Consider the following 17,642-nt stretch of genomic DNA (forward strand, 5'->3'; position numbering starts at 1 on the left):
TTTAGCCTATAATTTCGACAATTCTCCATAACTTTATCACCCCGATCAAGCGTAATAATACTGCTAAGATGATGCAATTGCGAAAATTCAAACAACTAGCTACTTGGGCATTAATTGGCTTGTTAACCAGTTGGATGGTAAGTTGTAGTGCGGCAAATGTTAGTACAAATACACAACAGTCTGCTTCGGGAGAGGCCACTGTTGAGTTCTGGACAATGCAACTCCAACCTCAATTTACTGATTACTTCCAAAATCTGATTACAAATTTTGAAGCTCAGAATTCTAGTATAAAGGTTAACTGGGTGGATATACCCTGGTCGGCGATGGAGAACAAAATTTTAACAGCTGTTTCAGCGAATACGCCTCCTGATGTTGTCAATCTCAATCCAGTATTTGCTTCTCAACTTGCGGGAAGAAATGCCTGGTTAGATTTAGATCCAAAAGTCTCAAATCAAGAACGTTCCTCCTATCTACCGAATATCTGGAAAGCTAGCACCCTCAATGGCAAGACTTTTGGTATTCCCTGGTACCTCACCACAAGGTTAACTATTTATAACACTGATTTATTAAAACAGGCAGGTATCAGTCAACCACCAACTACCTTCGGAGAATTAGCAAATGTGGCGCAGCAAATTAAAGATAAGACGGGGAAATATGCTTTTTTTGTGACTTTTGCACCGCAAGATTCCGGAGAAGTGTTGGAATCATTTGTGCAAATGGGTGTCACTCTAGTAAATACCGAGGGTAAAGCGGCGTTTAATTCTCCAGAAGGTAAAGCGGCGTTTCAATACTGGGTAGATTTGTATAAAAAAGGGTTACTTCCTAGAGAAGTTTTAACCCAAGGACATCGCCATGCAATTGATTTATATCAATCTGGACAAACGGCTTTTTTAGCTTCTGGGCCAGAGTTTCTCAAAACTATTGCTACTAATGCGCCTCAAATTGCTGAAGCTTCAGCCATAGCACCCCAAATGACTGGTGATACTGGTAAGAAAAATGTGGCGGTGATGAATGTAGTTGTCCCCCGTGCTAGCAAACACCCAGATGCTGCGGTAAAGTTTGCTTTATTTCTCACTAATGATGAAAATCAGTTAGCTTTTGCCAAAGCTGCTAATGTTTTACCATCTACAATTAAAGCCCTGGGAGATAGTTACTTTAAAAATGTTCCTAATACGGCTTCAACGGTAGAAAGGGCGAGAGTTATCAGTGCTGAACAACTGCAACAAGCGGAGATTTTAACCCCAACTTTGAAAGATTCTAAAAGATTGCAAAAGGCAATTTATGAGAATTTGCAAGCAGCAATGTTAGGTCAAAAATCGGTAGATAAAGCCTTGGAAGATGCGGCGCAAGAATGGGATAGTCGAGTGTAAGAACCTCACCCCGAACCCCTCTCCTTACCAAGGCTACGGTGTACACACAAGTGATCTGATCCCCCTAAATCCCCCTAAACCCCTTCGGGGATGCGCCTTCGGCGTAGAAAAAGGGGGACTTTAAGAAATTTCCCCCCTTCTCAAGGCAGGGCTGTTTCATTCCCTCAAAGGCTTATAATGTCAAGGGATATTTAGAGCGATCGCTTTAAATATCCTGAGCAAAATTTGAATTTTTTGGGTTGAAATGTAGGTTTTCCATAAGTTCTGTCCCAAAAATTATCCCTAATGATATTGACAAATCCTCCCTCCTTATCGAATGAAACAGCCCTGCTTCTCAAGGGGGGTTAGGGGGGATCGAAACGCTCTTAGGCAACTTGATAAGACTTGTGTGTACACGGTAGCCTTACCAAGGAGAGGGGAGAAAGAAGGAGAGGGGCGATTTTGAGAATATGATATTACGGTGAAAGTGTGAAAAAATGCCCGATTAAGTAGAGGGAACCACACAAGACAACTTGATTATTTGTTTGATTAAAAGCTGTTTCTAGGGCTGATGATAAGTCTGGACACGTTTCACAGATGGATAATTCTGGACAAATTTCACGCGCTATTTTGGCTAATTCTAGTGGGTTGGCTGAACTATGATCTGGTACTGGTACAAGATATAATTGGTCATGCGATGGGCTATGCCCCGCCTTTGGCGAACGCAACAAAGTTTGAAAAATATCTCTATGCTCTTTGGTCGCCAGCATTCCCATTATCCAAGTTATTTTAGGGGTATCTAAACTATCTATATAATCTCGCAGTACTTGGGCTGCACCTGGGTTATGCGCGCCATCAATTAATAATTTTTGCTGGTTCCAATTCACCCATTGCATTCGCCCCGGCCATTGGGTTTTACTCATCCCATTCACAATAGCCTCTTGACAAATCTCCCATCCTGTATTTTGGAGAATTTCTACAGCAGCTAAAGCCAAAGCGGAATTAGTTAACTGAATTTGCCCATGTAATGGTAAGGGATATTTAATGATGTGGGAGGTTTTAATAGTTTTATACTCAGCCCATCTGGGAGATATTTGATGGGCAGGTTGAGGCTTAATATATGAGCATTGTAATTCTTGAGCGCGCGATCGCACCACATTTTCCGCATCTGGTGGCAGTTGCCCCACCACCACTGGACATCCTGATTTAATAATACCTGCTTTTTCCCTAGCAATATCAGCCACAGTCGGGCCTAATTGCTGCCAATGTTCACGGCTAATTGATGTAATTATGGTCACTAATGGCTGGTCACAAACATTAGTCGCATCTAAACGCCCGCCTAAACCCACCTCTATCACTGCGACATCGACTTTAGCTTGAGCAAAATACAACCAAGCGGCGGCGGTAATCACTTCAAACTGAGTCGGATACTCATCATCAGGTTGAATCGCGTCTTGGACTTGTAAAATTAATTGGCTGAATTCCTCAGAGGAAATGGGCTGTTTGTTGATGCTAATGCGTTCTGTCCAATGGACTAAATGAGGAGAGATATAACATCCTGTACGATAACCAGCCTCAGTCAGTATAGAGTTGAGATAAGCACAAACCGAACCTTTACCATTAGTGCCGGCAACGTGAATTACTGGGACTTGGTGGTGAGGGTTGCCAAGATTTGCCAACAGTTTGATAATGCGTGACAGTCCCAGATTAACGCCGAAATGCTGAAAGGGTTTGAGTAAAGAATTGATATCCACAAGCAGAACAGGCAGGGGGGCAGGGGGCAGGGGAGATGAGGCAGGGGGGCAGGGGGCAGGGGGGAAGAAACTTACTCAGCACTCAGCACGGGCTAAACGCCCCGCTACCGCTTTAAGCGCAGCCATGCCCGCAGGGCTTTACAGCACTTTCCCCACTCAGCCCAATGAATAAAACCGGCTACCCTTGATTAGGGAAACAGCCGGTTTTACATGGATGATTTTAATTAAATTTAGGCTTCTTTGTTAAAAAAGCCTTGGAATTGTCTTAAAGCTGCGGCACCAATGTTAAACACAGCCCAACTAGCAGCAATAGCAATTGGTGCAAGAACAATAGCAATACGGTAATCGATATCCATATTTAGAACCCCTCTTTTAAGTGAAAATTAAAGTTTTATCAACTGTTCTCATTTTTATTTTTAGCTGAATTGGTGAATTTTTCCAATCCATTTGCAAAAAATATGTTACCTCTTACCGACGCTGATTTCCAGCTAAGGTGGATATCCCCATGATGGTGAGCATCTCAACCTTGAGGCTAATTAACAAGATATTGTTATATTACAATATTTTAAGCTATTTCTTGGGGTGAAAGCCGATATCGTTTCCTTTTCCAGCATGAACCAAAGCTAACTTTTTGTAACGTTCAGCGTGTTCAATCAGTTCTGCGGCTTCTGCTGCTGAAATTTGGCGCGAGACTCTACCGGGAACACCCACAACTAAGGACAAAGGAGGGATATTTTTAGTTACGACTGAGCCAGCACCAATAATGCTACCATGACCCACTCTGACCCCATCTAAAATAATTGCACCAATGCCAATCAAGCTGCCATGTTCAATGTGGGCTGAATGAATCACAGCGCCATGCCCGACAGTGACATGATTTTCTAAAATTGTGGGTAAACCTGGATCACCATGTAAAATTGCCCCATCCTGAATATTTGTACATTCGCCAATATCAATTCGTTCCACATCTCCCCGAACTACCGCACCATACCAGATGCTCGCCCCGGCTTGAATGTTTACTGAACCAATGATGACAGCGTTGGCTGCAATGAAAGCAGCTTGAGAAATATCGGGAGATGGCCAGTAAGAAGGTGTAGACACGATAGAATATGAATATGGTACCCAGGAACACTGGAGAAACTCTAAACTTTGAGGCTGGTTGCACAACCAGAATATCACGGTGTCATGTCTCTTAACTGAGTTCGATGCTAATGAAAATTGTTCAATCTGTAACTCCGTTTCTTTGCAGCAACGAGCAAACCTCCAATATAGAGGAGCCGAAGTGTAAAATCCAACTCACTGGTGCTGGTGAAGACGAAACTATGTTTGTACGCACTTCATGATGAATCCAGGCTTGCAGTACCCAATATTTGGCCCTGACATTCAGTGTCCCCACTGTCGTCAGACTATTCCGGCTTTGACATTAACAGATACCTATTTGTGTCCCCGACACGGTGCTTTTGAGGCTGACCCTAAAACTGAAGAGTTAGTTCATCTACAGTCGGGTCGTCATTGGCGACGCTGGAATAATGAATGGTATAGACAGCATACGCATCCTGATGGGATTCGCTTTGAAATCCACGAGGCACTGGATAAACTATATACCCAAGGTTACAGAGCAACACGGGTAATTATTGCTCTACGTTATCAGGAAATGATGAGTGGCTATTTGGAACGCAGTACACCTTGGCGTTCTGGACAGCCGGAAACTACCTATGCACGATTATACGGCTTACCTGTAGATTTTAGCCCAGATGGTGCGGAAGATCCTTGTTGGGATGTGATTAATTTTGATTTGGAAAAAGAGCCTGGTGTCCCTGTACGCTATCCTTATTTCCGATTATTTGAGTAAGTCAAAATTGGTGAGACATATTTGAGCAAAAATGTAGGGACAATTCATGGATTGTCTCTACTAATGACCAATGACTAATGACTAAATTATGCACCATGCTTCGATTCGGACTGCGAACATTCATCAAGCGATCGCCTTTTATGAACAGTTAGGGTTTATAGTTTGTGAACGCTTCACCACAGGTTATACTCTGGCTTGTTGGATGGAAGGGCTAAATGGCAGAATTGAATTAATTCAAATTCCTGAACCAAAACCCGCCCCGGATGCTTTTGGCGATGAACATTATGTGGGCTACTATCATCTATCTTTTGATTTAACTGAAATTACATCAGATTTACCTAGCTGGTTGACAAATTTACAATTACGTGTAGATGCGGTGGCAGATTTACCACCCCTGAAAATACTATTAGAACCCACACAGCAGCAAATAGGCGATCGCATCTGGGAGGTGGCTTTTATTGCTGATACTGATGGTTTACCTTTAGAATTTATTAGGTGTTTGGCTCAACTCGGTTAGTTATATACTCATAAATATTAAGCAAAACTGGCACTAACCGAGGTGGTTTTTGAGCGTAGCTAAACTAGCTCTTCAATATTTTGTTGTACATCTACAGGTGCTTCACTAAAGACTTTTAAATAAAACCATCCTGCCAAAATAGCACCCAAGATAGGAGCTACCCAAAATAGCCATACTTGGGAAAAAATTTGTGTCCCAGCAAATATAGCAACTCCAGTACTACGAGCAGGATTTACAGAAGTATTGGTTACAGGAATGCTAATTAGGTGAATCAAGGTGAGTGCCAACCCAATTGCTAGTGGTGCAAACCCTTTGGGAGCAAGACGGTCAGTAACACCGAGAATAATCAGCAAAAACATGAAAGTCATCACAACTTCGGTTATAAAGCAAGCAAACAGATTGTAACCACCCGGAGAATGAATACCGAAGCCATTAGTTGCCAATGGATTAGAGCCTGTGAGGACAAATCCCGCTTGTCCACTAGCAATAAGATAAGTCACGGCTCCACCGAGAGTTGCACCAAGCACTTGAGAGGCTATGTAAGGTAGTAAGTCTGAACCAGGAAAGCGCTTACCGACCCAAAGTCCAAAGGAAACAGCAGGGTTGAAATGACCACCAGAAATGTGACCGAGTGCATAAGCCCCGGTGAGTACAGTTAGCCCAAATGCCAAAGATACACCCACTAATCCGATACCTAAAGGAAAAGAAGTATTGACACTAATTTTTGCACTTTCGGTTGTGTAAGCTGCGGCTAAAACAGCACTACCACATCCGCCCAATACCAGCCAAAATGTACCAATAAATTCGGCTAAACTACGTTTGATCAGAGACATTAAAAAATCCTCATTCTATTTCAAAAATTTAAATTTTACACAGCAGTAAAAAATCAACTCTGCTAACTTCAATAAAGTTGGAGTTCAATTAGCTTCGACCAGCTTTATATTACGAATGATTGTCATTGATTTTCATCAATCCAAGTAGGTAGGCGGTAAAATTTATTAAAGAAGTATATATGTCGTTGCTGTAAGTGTTTGCGAAGCGTGCCGGAGACTTTAGCCATGCCCAAAAAGCTTTGTAGAACTTTCACAGAGCGTAACGTTGGTCATAGAATAGGCAAGGTGGCTTTTTGTAATTTGTTACCACAATTTTTGTTAGGGCTATTGATAATAATGAAGGCGTTATTTACAAAAGAAAATCATAAATTATACCTTTTTTTACAGGTAAGACTGCGACTAATCTGGAGAACTGTTGTAGCATTTTTGTTGGTATGTATTGGTTTTGGGATTAATGAGCGGGCGATCGCAGCTAATTTTACAGACAATTTATTGAAGCAACCAGCTACAGAAATTACAATTAGTTTAGGTAATTCTGCTAACGAACTTAAGTTTGAACCCGATCATTTAGAATTTGAGCCGGGTAAACGCTATCTACTGCGCCTGCATAATCCCAGCCAATTGAAGCATTATTTCACCGCCAAAGACTTTGCCGATGGTATCTGGACACAAAAAGTCCAAGCAGGCAAAGTAGAAGTTAAAGGCGCAATTCATGAACTCGAACTCAAGCCTGGTGGTGAGGCGGAATGGGTGTTCGTACCGATGAAACCAGGAAGTTATAATTTACACTGTTCCATACAAGGACATACAGAAGCAGGTATGAGTGGTGAAATTGCTATCCGTTAGTCATTGAGAGACATTGAGAGACGCGATTCATCGCGTCTCTACAAGGGAGGTATTTTCTATATCCCATATCCGATGCCCCATCAGCGTGTGGGCAAAAATAAGTTAACTTAAATATAGATATTGTTTTTCAATTAAGAAAGAATATTGCGGCTGTAGTAGTAAAACGCCAGTAATTATTAATTCCCCATGAACATTCTCAGTAACTTGCTTTCTCAAAAAACTCAGGCTCAACCTGCAAAAAAACAACGCCGAGGTATTGAAATTAAATCGCCGCGTGAAATTGACATTATGCGGCAATCAGGAAAAATTGTGGCGACTGTACTCAAAGAAATTTCTGAGCTGGTACAGCCGGGAATGACTACGGCTGATTTGGATGCTTATGCAGAAAAACGTATCCGCGAAATGGATGCGACACCAAGCTTTAAGGGATATCACGGCTTTAAGGGTTCTATTTGCTCCAGTATTAATAATGAAGTGGTGCATGGTATCCCCAATGCTAAGAAAGTAATTCGCACCGGGGATGTATTAAAAGTAGATACTGGCGCTTACTATCAAGGTTTTCATGGTGACTCCTGCATTACAATCGCCGTGGGTGATGTCACACCAGATGCAGCTAAACTGATTCGCATAGCTGAAGAATCTCTTTTTAAAGGTATTGAGCAAGTCAAAGCGGGTGCTTATTTGCTGGACTTGGCAGGAGCAATAGAAGACCATGTAAAAGGTAATGGTTTCAGTGTAGTTGAAGAATTTACCGGACATGGTGTTGGTCGGAATTTACACGAAGAACCTTCTGTTTTCAACTTCCGCACCCGCGAAATGCCCAATGTGAAACTCCGCGCCGGAATGACATTAGCAATTGAACCAATTTTGAATGCAGGTTCTAAGCACACCAGGATATTATCTGACAGATGGACGGCTGTAACTGTAGATAATTCACTATCAGCACAGTTTGAGCATACAGTCTTGGTGACAGAAACAGGTTACGAGATTTTGACAGACCGCACAAAACTTTAACAGTTATCAGTTATCAGTCAAGAGAGATAATTGGGTCTATAGCTCCAACTAAATCGGCTTACAGGTATTTTTAGGTAAATAGACCACACGGTAGGGGCGCAAGGCCTTGCGCCCCGACGACTGATAACTGTTCACTGTTCACTGATAACTGATAGATGAGGTTTTATGACTCAAGCCATAACCAAGCCCAAAGTATTAACTTATGCAGAGTTTGTAGAGTGGAAACCTGAAGGTAGACGCTATGAATTACATGATGGGGAAATTTTTGAAATGCCGCAGCCATTAGGAGAACATGAAGATATTGGCGGATTTTTGACGCTAGAAGTATCTGTGGAGATTAAACGGCTAAATCTTCCCTATACGATTCCTAAACAAGCACTGGTTAAACCACCTGAAAGCGAATCAGCTTACTTACCAGATGTTTTGATATTGAATCGGGCTAATTTGGCAAATGAACCGTTATGGAAAAAACAATCAACTGTTACTCAAGCTGCATCAGTGCCATTGGTAATTGAAGTGGTTAGTAGTAATTGGCGAGATGATTATTACAAAAAGTTAGCTGATTATGAGGAAATGGGTATTCCTGAATATTGGGTAGTGGATTATCTCGCTTTAGGGGGACGGAAATTTATTGGTAATCCCAAACAACCGACTATTTCTATCTACCAACTCATTGAAGGTGAGTATCAAGTTAGCCAGTTTCGGGGAAGCGATTCTATTCAATCGCCAGCGTTCCCAGAGTTAAATCTGACACCAGACCAAATTTTTCATGCAGGAAGTGATGGTAATTCGTAATTCGTAATTTTTTATGCAATCATCAGTTTTCATTGTTTAGAGGATACACAATTAATTTTTCTTAATTAAAATACCTGTATAACTGGTTTTATAATTAGGAATAATTGCTTGAGCTTCTTGGTAAACTGATGTGCTTTTGGGAATATTTTCTAATAAATTAATTGCTTGCTGTAATTTGTCTTTTGCCTGCTTTAAATTTGACGCTGACTGAGGTGAACTTTTTAGAAAAAAAGTAGCTTCTGTTGCTAATTTTTGCGCTAATTGAAAATCTTCTGTTGCTTTCTTTTCACTTGTAGCTCTATCATTGATAGTGCTAAGATTAAGCCGATAGAGAGCTAATCTATCATTTGCTTGAGTATAAACGGATGTTCCTTCAGGGATACTGGCTAACAAGTCTATTGCTTCTTCCCATTTTGTTTCTGCTTGTTGCCAAACTATTAAAGGATGTGGCGGTTCTTTCACTAGAGAGGAAGCTTCTAGACCAAGTTTGAGGGCAGATTTAAAGTTAGTATCTGCTGTCGATTCCTGATTAGAAATCAATGCCCTATCCTGAAAATATGGAACTTGGTTTTTAATCATCCAGCCACTAAAAATTAAGACTACTAAACTTGATGCAATCATGACAGCAGGATGGAATACTTTCTGTGATTTAAGCTTTGGTGCAACCTCTACTTGATGATTAATAACTGGTTCTGGTGGACTTTCTGGTTCAAAATACTTCAGAGATTGTTCAGCCTGTTTTGTTAAAGTTTCAAGTTTAAGAATTAAATGATTAACGGTTTCCTGTAATTCTTCACATTCATTCAGAATATCTGTTAATTCTTGAAATTTACCATTACTAGATATAATTAATTCTTGGTCATCATCTAACCATTCTAAGCTGAAGCCCGATTTTCCACAGAAACATGATACACCTAGCAAAATTGTTAACAAACTAGGAATTTTTTGAATGGTATGGAAAATATAATTTAATTTCGCTTTTACCTCCAAGGCTTCTGCTTGAGAATTTCTCAGTTGCTGGAGTTGTTGCTGTAAAATCTGAGGGACGGCAAATGCTAAGTTAATTTTTAAGCTATCACTAAGTCTTTGAACTTGAGCAGATAAATTTAAATGGTTACTATCAGCATTGATTTGACTAACTAATTCAGCATCACTTAAAATATCTGCGGATATAACATGAAGAAAATCACCCCATTCAATCCAAGAATCAATTTTTGATTGGAGGTCATTAATTGATATTTCTGTGGTGGGATGGCCGAATTTTGCCATCATATATCTTGTTCTAGCAGTTATCGCTGTACTTCCAGAAAAAACATTCGGTATAGATAGACTGGCTAATGCTGCAACATGAGGTAACGTACTAATCGAAGAATTTTGGACTTTGGCAAATCTAAGTTCTTGAATAATTATTTTTTGAGCGTTCCGTAGTTGATCCTGAATATTATTAATCCAGACAACTTGTGGCATAATGTCTTGTGAACTACCAAGATTCAACTTCAGACTAAGAACAAGTTGTGGTAGTTCATTAACAATTTTTTCTAAGTTAGCCATAAATATACCTTGGCGGTTTGTCGAAAGTTTATGCGAAACAATTAAAATAACTATGCAGTGATTTGATGATTGAGCAAAAGTTTAACCCCGCCTCTTGAAGTTCTGTCTCGTGGTTGATTGACAAATTTGAGAATCTATATGATACATGGTTCCCGTAAATTAGATGAAAGTAACAATTTTAATCAAAAAATTCAGTAATACACAAGATAACCATCAACTAACATAATGAACGAAATTGATTTAGCTTTTACCCCAGCACTCGAATTGGCGAACTTGATTCGTCGCCGGGAAGTGTCGCCGTTAGAGTTGGTGGAATTATATTTAAAGCGGATTCAGCTATTGAACCCTCAATTAGGCAGTTACTTTACAGTGACAGCAGAATTGGCGATCGCAGATGCTAAAGTCAAAACAGAGACACTGGCAACCACCTCAGAATTACCACCATTTTTCGGTGTGCCAATTTCCATTAAAGACCTCAATGCTGTGGCAGGTGTTCCCTGTAACTACGGTAATCCGGCATTAATCCAAAATATCCCTGACTACGATGATGGGGTAGTAACTCTGATTAAGCAAGCTGGATTTACTATTCTTGGCAAAACCGCCACCTCAGAATTAGGTTCATTTCCTTACACCGAACCTACAGGTTTTCCCGCAGCTAGAAATCCCTGGAATTTAGAATATACTCCCGGCGGTTCCAGTGGTGGTGCAGCAGCAGCTGTAGCCGCAGGACTATGTGCGATCGCCCAAGGTTCCGATGGTGGCGGTTCAGTGCGGGGGCCTGCGGCTTGCTGTGGTTTAGTAGGTATCAAACCATCACGGGGTAGGGTAACTCACGCACCCGTAGGAAATCGCGTAGCTGGAATTGCCACTAATGGACCAATTGGGCGGACTGTAGCTGATACTGCTGCCCTTTTAGATATCATGTCTGGCTACTTCACCGGTGATCCTTACTGGCTACCCGATCCTGAACCTTCATTTTTGGCTGCTACTACAGAAAAACTCGGTAATCTCCGCATTGCTTTTAGTACAAATATCCCTCCCTTGGGCGAAGCCGACGCTAATTGTCAGCAAGGGGTACTGCAAACAGTCAAATTATTAGCAGAATTAGGTCACACAGTAGAGGAGAAATGCCCTGATTTGACTGATTTAGTTGAACCGTTTCAAACCGTCTGGCAAGGTGCGGTAGCGGCTTCTGGAATCCCCATTGAGGCGTTACAGCCAGTGAATCGTTTGCTGTTTTCGCGCACAGGTTCCGTGGGTGAATACCTCCGCGCTGTTTCTCAAATGCAGATTGTCGCTAGGCAAATTGTGGCGTTTTTCGATACCGTAGATGTACTAGTATTACCCGTTTATCTGCATTCCCCGATTCGGGTGGGAGAATGGGCTAATTTGAGTCCAGAAGAGACATTCCAAAAAATTATCCACTGGGTAGCACCTTGTCCAGCCTTTAACGCTACCGGACAACCTGCGATCGCACTTCCGGTAGGATTTGATAGTAATGGTTTACCCATGAGTGTACAGCTAGTTGGCAAACCTGCGGCAGAAGCAACTTTAATTAGCCTTGCGGCGCAACTAGAAGCAGCAAATCCCTGGATTCAACATCGTCCGGATTTTGCCACCTTAACTTAAATTATGCAGGCATCTTTAGCACAACTCTCAGAAATTATCGTGTTTGCTGGGTTAGAAACCGCAGACAAGGAAAAACTGCAACCTGACACCTTGGTGCAAAGTTACAGCAAAGGAGAGATTATTCTGCATGAAGGCGATCGCCTACCAGCAAAGTTATATGCTGTAGTTAGTGGTTCTATTCAAGTAACTAAGACAGCAACCACAGGCAAAGAAACGATTTTGCGGGGACTGAATGCTGGGGAAATTTTCGCTGCGCCTGCGCTTTTAGGGAATGGGATTTCACCAGCAACAGTGACAGCTGAATGCGATTGTGAAATTCTCACCGTCCAACGTCAAGCATTACTCCAAGCCATCCAAAATCAGCCGGAAATTGCCTTACGAATGTTGATGGTTTTTAACAATCGGATTCAGCAATTACATGAAACAGTACATGGATTAGTTTCGGAAAGAGCAATTATTCGCCTGACTAGATTAATCCAATATTTTGCGAAAGCATCAGGAACCGAAATCAGTTCCCAAGGTGAGATTTTAAAAGTTAAATTATCATACTATCGGATGGCGCGGAGTATTGGCATTACTTACGAAGAATGTGTAAGGTTAATTAAAAGTTTAAATTCCGTAGTTGCCTATAGTCGGGGTGGTAAAATAATTATATTGGATAGTCAGAAATTAGAGGCGATCGCATCTGGAAACATAGATTATTAAATAATAATTGTAGGTTGGGTTGCGCTGCGCTTAACCCAACCTACGTCCAATATACTATTTTAGCTGTGTCAGTCCACCAAGTTATAGCCTTTCCTAATCATATAAGGTATATCATAGCCCCCTCGTCGCTTGCCGGGAGGGGGTTAGGGGTGGGGTTATTGTACTGTTACTAATAGCCATTATTATTCACATTTAATTAAATCTAGTTGTAATGAACCGGCTCATCACAACTAACTTTTATCCCACTTCAGCCAACTGCTAAACTTACCCTCTCTTGTTCACGAGATGCGACAACTAGAACTAAACAAAGTGCAGCCACAGCTTTTTGCCATTCTTGCCTGATTTGCTCATCTTCCACACCTGTAAACAGTCCTACCAAGCGAGGAATAGCAGCTTCTAAAGCCAGACGCGGAACTGGACGATGTAACTCTACTAAATGAGTTAAACTTTCTCGATTATGCACAAAATCGATTACCCATTTTGTCGTATGATCTGGACTATCAGGAACACGTTTGACACCTAACTCATTTTTCAGCCAGTGGTAAAAAGGCGGTAATTCCTTAGCTAAAATGCCTCCGGCTGTAGGTAAAGTTTCTCTGAGCAAATTAGTATCTAAACTATTTAGTTTGGCTTGCAGTTCAGGTGAATTTAACAACTCAATCAGCGATTTTGTCAAGATAGCTTCTAATTGAATTGGAGAAACATCTAAATGTTCTGTGAAGGTTGAAATTAACATTGACATTTGCTAAAAGTCCTATTTATCTATTTTTTCAGAAAGGGTGAGTAAAAAAGCTAAATTTTCTTCTGCTTTTAAAGCATGGGGTGTATTAGCAGGCATCAAGATAAAAACCCCAGGTTCAAGGGTAATATCTTTACCTAATAATGTAAGTACACCTCTACCTTCTAAGACATTAACGGTGGCATTGCGAGTAGACGTATGTTCGGAAATCTCAGTTGTCGCTGCTAGACAAAATAAAGTGTATTGGCACGCTTTATCTTGAGTTATGACTTTGCTGAGAACGCCTGCACTGGGATATTCAATTTGTTCTCGCAGTTGGGTAATTAGAGATTGGTTTTTTGTTGTTTGATTAGTCATATTTTTGAGGTTTTGATTTGAGATATTATTAGGAATAATATCAACTCTGCATGATAGCTGATGTGGTGTAGTCTGGAGGAACTAACCGCATATCGCTAAAGCGAAAGCTCCGCTAACGCGCAGCGTATGCCCCCAGGGCTTTAGTACGCAAAGTACACAAAGAAAGAAGGAAAGAAGGAAAGAATTTATATGGCTAGCTATTGAGCGACAGCGCACAGAATGATATAGCCTAATTCTTGATGGTATTTTTGGAAAATATGGCGCATTTCTAATACTCTTCGGCGGATATATTTCTGCGTCAGGATATTCCACAAAATCTGAATGGTGTTAAAAATACCTTCATCTTGAAACATCTTCCTTAAGTTTAATAAACTCATCTTTCCAGTTTGATGTTTCTCTACTTCTAATCCTGCTTTCGCACAAGCTCCAATCCAGTTATCGGCTGAAAGTGGTGTAGAATTAACTCGAATTATTTTTGCTAAATCAGCACTAATTTTCTCTTCTTTGTCAGTTGCTAATAATTCATGGGAAAGAAACTTACCTCCCGTTTTGAGTCGGTTGTGAATTCCCTGCAAAATCTTGGCTTTCCCGGCTGGAGACTGCATTGTGAGAATGGCTTCAGCTAAAACGTAATCAAACTTTCCTGGTATGACATCCAGATGAAAAATATCACCTTCAATGATTTCAATTTGATTTTCTAACCCAGCAGCGCGGACGTTTTCACGCGCACGAACTACACTCTCAGGATTTTTTTCTATCCCTACTACTTTCACATGGTAGCGTTGCGCCAGAGATATTGCACTGTATCCAAAGCTAGAAGCTAATTCTAAGACTGTTTCACCAGGCTGAAAATTCGCCCATTGGCATAATTTTTCTGTTGCTATTCTTCCACCAGGACGCAGATATTTTTTACCTGCTGCGGCTAAAACTTGGTGTCCAGAAGCTGTTTGGAAATTGAGGATAGCGTTGGTCATCTCTGTAACCCTCCGAACTGCTTATATCCTCAATTTGTCATAAATTTATGCTGCTGTCTCTGAGGTAGCTCAAAGAAGGAAATTATCTTTGGCAGTTTGCACCTTGGGGAGTAGCATCAGGATAGAAGGTAACTATAGCCTGTTGTCTTCGCACAAAAACTTTAGGAAAAGTTTTGCCAGTATCTTGGTCTCGGACATTAAAAATACAGGCTCCTTCAGAATTTCTTTGGAGCTTAAAAATTTGGGTAGCATCTACAAGCAATTCTTGAGCATTACTCAGATAACTATAGCCTTTAATTACATCTGTAAATGTGCGGTTTCCTTGGTTAATTACCACACCCATTGTATAAATGACACCAGGAACCACTTCTTCACGCCTTTGATTATTTGGTAAGCGTCCGCCAATTCCTTCATTTTGTAACTGTAAATATCTACCATAAAAATGCAAGCCACCAATTTTATTATCGCTCTTAAGTTCGCCACAAAAAATATGTTCAAACCCCCGATTTTTAAACCAAACATCGGTTAAATCTTCGATAAATTCGGTTTTATTCCTGCGTCCTGGACGAATTTCGCCGCCGCTAACTGTTTGAAGCTTCTGTAATACACCTGGGTAAGAGGATAACAACTGTTTAAATTTATTCCGGTTAACTCTTGTTCCTATGGAACCACAGATATTGAGAACAGCTTTGTCAAAGGGATTTAGCAGTGGTGCGGGTGGTGTTATGTCTAATCTCTGACCTCTGGGAAAACCTATAGGAATCGGGTTATTGATATTATCGAAAAATGGCAAAAGTTTAGCTGGTGGCTGAGACTGTGCTTGTGCGGTATTTTGCATCCCCAGGAAGCAAGCTAAGAATAATAGACTTATAAGTCTGTGAAGTCGCTGCTTTACCGGCTTAAGGTGTGTTTTGGGCATATTTTTTGATTGGTAAGTTGACTTTGCAGGGAATACTCAAATTATGAGTTAAGTCTTTTATATACCAATATTGATGGAAATTATCGAAGAAACGCGCACTAGATTACGACTCAAGCACCGACCGATTCGTGTATGGTTGTTTGGAGGGTCATTTTTTATTGGCTGTTTGGTTTTCTTAATTTACTTCTTGTGGTTTGAATTTGCAGCCGCTACTCTCACTTGTCAACGCCCTTTACCTAATGAAATTAACTGTGAATTGAGGCGGTCTAGTTTGCTGGGAAGGAAGGAGAGGCTGAGAATTTTTGATATCCAGGACGCATACGTGAAAACTACCAAAAGTAGCAAGAGTACAAGTTATCGTGTGATGATTGTGACTTCCTTGGGAGAACGTGAGATGATATCAAATCAGAGTTATAGAGAAAATCAGCGAGTTTCCCAGGAAATTAACAATTTTCTCTATTCTGGGCAAAAGTATTTATTAGTCAAACAAAATCAACGCAACTTTCTATTTTTCTTAAATTTAGTTCTGTTAATTATCACGGCTGATGGGATTTTTTTAGCAACAAAGCCCGTGACTAATTGTACTTTCTACAAAAGTCTGAATCAGGTATTTATCGAGCGTAAAAGTTTGATGCGTCAGCAAGTTATTGAGGAACCACTAGAAAATATTCTGCGTGTGGATATTCGAGACAAACAATTTAAATATAATAAGCTTTATCGCGCGGTGATTGTGCTGAAATCTTTCGATGAGATTCCTATTAATCCAGAATATACTGATGAAAAAAGCGTCCGCTATGCGGTAGCTAGGATAAATTCTTTTTTGGATTATATGTAGTGAGGGCTGGAGTTTTTAACTGAGAACTGAAGCCCCAAATATTTTCAGTAAATCAAACTAAGTGATTGGTCAGTTGACTTTGAAGGGAATACTTACAGCAGTTTTCATGTATTTAGACCACAAGCTGATATCTGTATTTCTTTCTTCCTTTGCGTCTTTGCGCCTAACGTACTTCGTACTAGAGCCTACGGCACGCTCCGCGAACGCTACGCTAATGCGTGAGATTTTAAACTGTGGTTCATTTACCTGAAAATCGCTGTAAGTTATACAGCATATTTCAAACGAAATAGGCATTATGAATAAAATAGCATTTTATGGAAGTATTTATTCTGGTGATTATAACATAGTTGCTTCTATCTTAAAAAAGTGGCTATTAACAGATAACTTAGACATTAAAATAAGACTCCGTGGCGAAGAAATATTATATGAAAAGGAGAAAATTTACTTGTATTGTTATAATGCAGTCATTGATGAAGTAGAAGAACCAAGTTTTTTGCTGGAAGGTAATATATCCGAAACACTTGACCAAGTAAAAGCACTGCTACAGCAACTCTTACAAAAGTATCGAGAGCAAGATATAAATAGTAATTTTGAATGCGTTGAAATAAATGAAGATGGAAATGAAGTGAGTGAACAATTATATATAAAATAAACTAGGACATAGAATCCAAAAAGTATTAGTAGGCAGTAATTATTAGCATATCAATTAAGTTAGGTAACACCAAAAAATTAATTACCCAAAAATTGTAGTAGCGTGACAAGCCTAAAGCAGTGCATTAGAAGTAGGTTGGGTTGCAATACTGTTCGGTTAAGAAAATTCGTGAGCCGAAAACCCTTGTAGAGACGTTACATGGAACGTCTCTACATCCCTTAACCGAAAGGTATTGGGTTGGGTTGCGCTGCGCTTAACCCAACCTACATTTTTTTCTTTTATTTGTAAATCGCCTGAAGTTTTATTTGAGGGCTGTAGCCC

General features: G+C 40.5%; 19 protein-coding genes. 10 read left to right on the forward strand and 9 right to left on the reverse strand.

Translation table 11 applies throughout. The annotated features are described in order from the left end of the window. Positions 1-68: 68 nt before the first annotated feature. Positions 69-1,370 (forward strand): ABC transporter substrate-binding protein, encoded by a 1,302-nt coding sequence (locus ACM0OW_RS10940; RefSeq protein WP_414550087.1) that lies wholly within the window; start codon positions 69-71, stop codon positions 1,368-1,370. A 455-nt stretch (positions 1,371-1,825) separates the two neighbouring features. Here ACM0OW_RS10940 and ACM0OW_RS10945 read toward each other — a convergent pair whose 3' ends face one another. The 3 genes from ACM0OW_RS10945 to ACM0OW_RS10955 all read right to left on the reverse strand — a co-directional run bounded on the left by ACM0OW_RS10945 (position 1,826) and on the right by ACM0OW_RS10955 (position 4,204). Further along, entirely contained in the window at positions 1,826-3,103 is a 1,278-nt protein-coding gene (locus tag ACM0OW_RS10945) for a bifunctional folylpolyglutamate synthase/dihydrofolate synthase (RefSeq protein WP_414550088.1), read from the reverse strand. 230 nt (positions 3,104-3,333) lie between these two features. Further along, positions 3,334-3,459, reverse strand: a complete 126-nt coding sequence (locus ACM0OW_RS10950) for a photosystem II protein Y (protein ID WP_414550089.1) — start codon at positions 3,457-3,459, stop codon at positions 3,334-3,336. A gap of 214 nt (positions 3,460-3,673) precedes the next feature. Further along, complete coding sequence (locus ACM0OW_RS10955; RefSeq protein ID WP_414550090.1) at positions 3,674-4,204, reverse strand: gamma carbonic anhydrase family protein; 531 nt, start codon at positions 4,202-4,204, stop codon at positions 3,674-3,676. A 238-nt stretch (positions 4,205-4,442) separates the two neighbouring features. On the opposite strand from ACM0OW_RS10955, the gene ACM0OW_RS10960 reads away from it, so the two are divergent. Together ACM0OW_RS10960 and ACM0OW_RS10965 are read left to right on the forward strand one after the other, a co-directional pair. Continuing rightward, the gene (locus tag ACM0OW_RS10960) at positions 4,443-4,955 is read left to right on the forward strand and encodes a TIGR02652 family protein (RefSeq protein ID WP_414550091.1); all 513 of its coding nucleotides are present in this window, start codon (positions 4,443-4,445) and stop codon (positions 4,953-4,955) included. Positions 4,956-5,043: 88 nt separating this feature from the next. Next, entirely contained in the window at positions 5,044-5,472 is a 429-nt protein-coding gene (locus ACM0OW_RS10965; protein ID WP_414550092.1) for a VOC family protein, read from the forward strand. Positions 5,473-5,531: 59 nt separating this feature from the next. On the opposite strand, the gene aqpZ is transcribed toward ACM0OW_RS10965, so the two are convergent. Continuing rightward, positions 5,532-6,305, reverse strand: coding sequence for an aquaporin Z (gene aqpZ / locus ACM0OW_RS10970; protein WP_414550093.1), 774 nt, complete (start codon positions 6,303-6,305; stop codon positions 5,532-5,534). A 336-nt stretch (positions 6,306-6,641) separates the two neighbouring features. Here aqpZ and ACM0OW_RS10975 point away from each other — a divergent pair, with 336 nt between their 5' ends. The 3 genes from ACM0OW_RS10975 (at position 6,642) to ACM0OW_RS10985 (ending at position 8,960) form a co-directional block, all read left to right on the forward strand. Continuing rightward, positions 6,642-7,151, forward strand: a complete 510-nt coding sequence (locus tag ACM0OW_RS10975; protein WP_414550326.1) for a multicopper oxidase domain-containing protein — start codon at positions 6,642-6,644, stop codon at positions 7,149-7,151. A gap of 186 nt (positions 7,152-7,337) precedes the next feature. Then, positions 7,338-8,165, forward strand: coding sequence for a type I methionyl aminopeptidase (map, locus tag ACM0OW_RS10980; protein WP_414550094.1), 828 nt, complete (start codon positions 7,338-7,340; stop codon positions 8,163-8,165). Positions 8,166-8,330: 165 nt separating this feature from the next. Beyond that, entirely contained in the window at positions 8,331-8,960 is a 630-nt protein-coding gene (locus ACM0OW_RS10985; RefSeq protein ID WP_414550095.1) for a Uma2 family endonuclease, read from the forward strand. 51 nt (positions 8,961-9,011) lie between these two features. Here ACM0OW_RS10985 and ACM0OW_RS10990 read toward each other — a convergent pair whose 3' ends face one another. Further along, positions 9,012-10,511: a hypothetical protein gene (locus ACM0OW_RS10990; RefSeq protein ID WP_414550096.1), complete on the reverse strand. Its 1,500-nt coding sequence runs from the start codon at positions 10,509-10,511 to the stop codon at positions 9,012-9,014. Positions 10,512-10,736: 225 nt separating this feature from the next. Between ACM0OW_RS10990 and ACM0OW_RS10995 the strand changes: the two genes are divergently transcribed. Continuing rightward, positions 10,737-12,140, forward strand: coding sequence for an amidase (locus ACM0OW_RS10995; RefSeq protein WP_414550097.1), 1,404 nt, complete (start codon positions 10,737-10,739; stop codon positions 12,138-12,140). A 3-nt stretch (positions 12,141-12,143) separates the two neighbouring features. After that, entirely contained in the window at positions 12,144-12,845 is a 702-nt protein-coding gene (locus tag ACM0OW_RS11000; RefSeq protein WP_414550098.1) for a Crp/Fnr family transcriptional regulator, read from the forward strand. 247 nt (positions 12,846-13,092) lie between these two features. On the opposite strand, the gene ACM0OW_RS11005 is transcribed toward ACM0OW_RS11000, so the two are convergent. From ACM0OW_RS11005 to ACM0OW_RS11020, 4 genes are all read right to left on the reverse strand, one after another. Further along, positions 13,093-13,587, reverse strand: coding sequence for a hypothetical protein (locus ACM0OW_RS11005; RefSeq protein ID WP_414550099.1), 495 nt, complete (start codon positions 13,585-13,587; stop codon positions 13,093-13,095). A gap of 12 nt (positions 13,588-13,599) precedes the next feature. Then, the gene (locus ACM0OW_RS11010) at positions 13,600-13,941 is read right to left on the reverse strand and encodes a cupin domain-containing protein (protein ID WP_414550100.1); all 342 of its coding nucleotides are present in this window, start codon (positions 13,939-13,941) and stop codon (positions 13,600-13,602) included. Between the two features lie 197 nt (positions 13,942-14,138). Further along, positions 14,139-14,915, reverse strand: a complete 777-nt coding sequence (locus ACM0OW_RS11015; RefSeq protein WP_414550101.1) for an SAM-dependent methyltransferase — start codon at positions 14,913-14,915, stop codon at positions 14,139-14,141. 82 nt (positions 14,916-14,997) lie between these two features. Beyond that, on the reverse strand, positions 14,998-15,753 hold the full coding sequence (locus tag ACM0OW_RS11020) for an EndoU domain-containing protein (RefSeq protein ID WP_414550327.1): 756 nt from the start codon (positions 15,751-15,753) through the stop codon (positions 14,998-15,000). A 154-nt stretch (positions 15,754-15,907) separates the two neighbouring features. Here ACM0OW_RS11020 and ACM0OW_RS11025 point away from each other — a divergent pair, with 154 nt between their 5' ends. Both ACM0OW_RS11025 and ACM0OW_RS11030 read left to right on the forward strand, forming a co-directional pair. Then, positions 15,908-16,669 carry a hypothetical protein gene (locus tag ACM0OW_RS11025; RefSeq protein ID WP_414550102.1) on the forward strand — a complete coding sequence of 254 codons (762 nt, stop codon included), beginning with the start codon at positions 15,908-15,910 and terminating at the stop codon, positions 16,667-16,669. Positions 16,670-16,964: 295 nt separating this feature from the next. Further along, entirely contained in the window at positions 16,965-17,321 is a 357-nt protein-coding gene (locus ACM0OW_RS11030) for a hypothetical protein (RefSeq protein WP_414550103.1), read from the forward strand. Positions 17,322-17,642: the final 321 nt, after the last annotated feature.

Origin of the sequence: Anabaena sp. CCY 0017, from assembly GCF_963920885.1 — a bacterium.
Lineage (GTDB): Bacteria > Cyanobacteriota > Cyanobacteriia > Cyanobacteriales > Nostocaceae > Nodularia.